The organism is Methylomonas koyamae, assembly GCF_001644025.1.
Lineage (GTDB): Bacteria > Pseudomonadota > Gammaproteobacteria > Methylococcales > Methylomonadaceae > Methylomonas > Methylomonas koyamae_A.
The window spans coordinates 1-1338 of sequence record NZ_LUUK01000098.1; the positions used below are offsets into that span (position 1 = coordinate 1).

1 protein-coding gene is annotated in these 1338 nt (G+C 59.9%); it reads right to left on the reverse strand.

The window, feature by feature from the left end; all coding sequences use genetic code 11:
- Window positions 1-5 precede the first annotated feature (5 nt).
- Window positions 6-1292: a transposase gene (locus tag A1355_RS08235; RefSeq protein ID WP_064026882.1), complete on the reverse strand. Its 1287-nt coding sequence runs from the start codon at window positions 1290-1292 to the stop codon at window positions 6-8.
- Between the last annotated feature and the right edge of the window lie 46 nt (window positions 1293-1338).

The following is a 1338-nucleotide window of genomic DNA, read 5'->3' on the forward strand; positions in this document are numbered from 1 at the left end:
CTCGATCAAGGTGACAATCGAGGGTCGCCGCGCTGTCCTGGGAAGTTGAATTTTTGCGACTTGGGGTCAAAACCGTCGCGAAACGCAAGTCCCGTAAATTCAATGCGTAGCCATTGCGCGACGAGACCCGCCGTCAGCGGATGACCTTCGCGCCAAGGCGCCACCTCGCGAAGTGGAAATGCTTCGTCGACCGCTAGCGCCAACAACTGTGCCAGCGTCCAGGCGGTGGAACGAATCTGCATCCAGGTTTCCAGGGCCGAGCGTGACTGTTGCCAGAGATTGGCAATGCCCCACCAGCGCTTAAGATTGTGAAACAAAGGTTCGATCCCCCAGCGTCGGGCGTACAGTTCGAGAATCGCCGTAGCCGCCAAGTGGGTTTCAGTGGCTAGTAGCAGGCGCGGCTTCGCCCAAGTCTGTTTCTTGTCGTCGTAAAACTCGCACCAGACGGCCCGCACCGGCGCGCCCTTCAGGAAGCGGGCCAAAGTCACTGCCGAACGAATCCGCAGCTTTTGGGTTTTGCCATGGAGGGCCAGCGATAACTCGGTCGTCGGCAAGTCGGCAATCGCCTCGGCCGTCAGGCGTTGACCGTATTTTCGAGGTCGGCCCCGACCGGATTTGCCAGCCACATCGGGCAGCAAAAACAAGGCGGTATCGATGCGGGCCTGAGCAATGACCTGGATACCTCGACTCAGCAACGGCAAGACTAGACGGGCACGCATGAACCAGGAGTCGCACAGCAACCGAGTCGGCACCGTCAATACGGGTGCCAAAACCCGCAGCAAAGCCAGCGCAATGGTCAGTTTGTTGCGATTACCGGTATTCGGCACCATGCGCGATAAAACCGGCAACACCAGCTTGGCATTGCCATGCCCCAGAACACTGACGCCCAGCGTCACCCAGCACTGGGCCTGCACGAAATCCGGACGATTGGTCTTGTTGGCATGATCATGGCGCACCGCGCTGCCCGGCGCATCCGGCGAATGTCGTAGCGCCAGGGTATCGTCGATGACTAGGTTCAGGGTTTGCAGCGGCAACACCGACTGCACCAAGCTCAGCATCGCGCGGGCTAGCGGCACGCTCCGCACGCTGCCGCGTTCGATCAACTTGTAATACGTGGTCCAATGGCAACGGCGCCAAATGGACCCGATAGCGCGAGTGACCCAGCCTTCCGGTGACACCAAACAGGCACACAGCAACTCGACGAAGGTTGCCCTCGAACGCGGCGGCACGGCGGGGAGCAAAGCGGTAATCCATTGGGACAGGAAATGGCGACTGCGCAAGGAAAAGGACATGAGGCGAACCCGGAGCAAAAAAATGCTCCATGGGCCGCCACTCGAC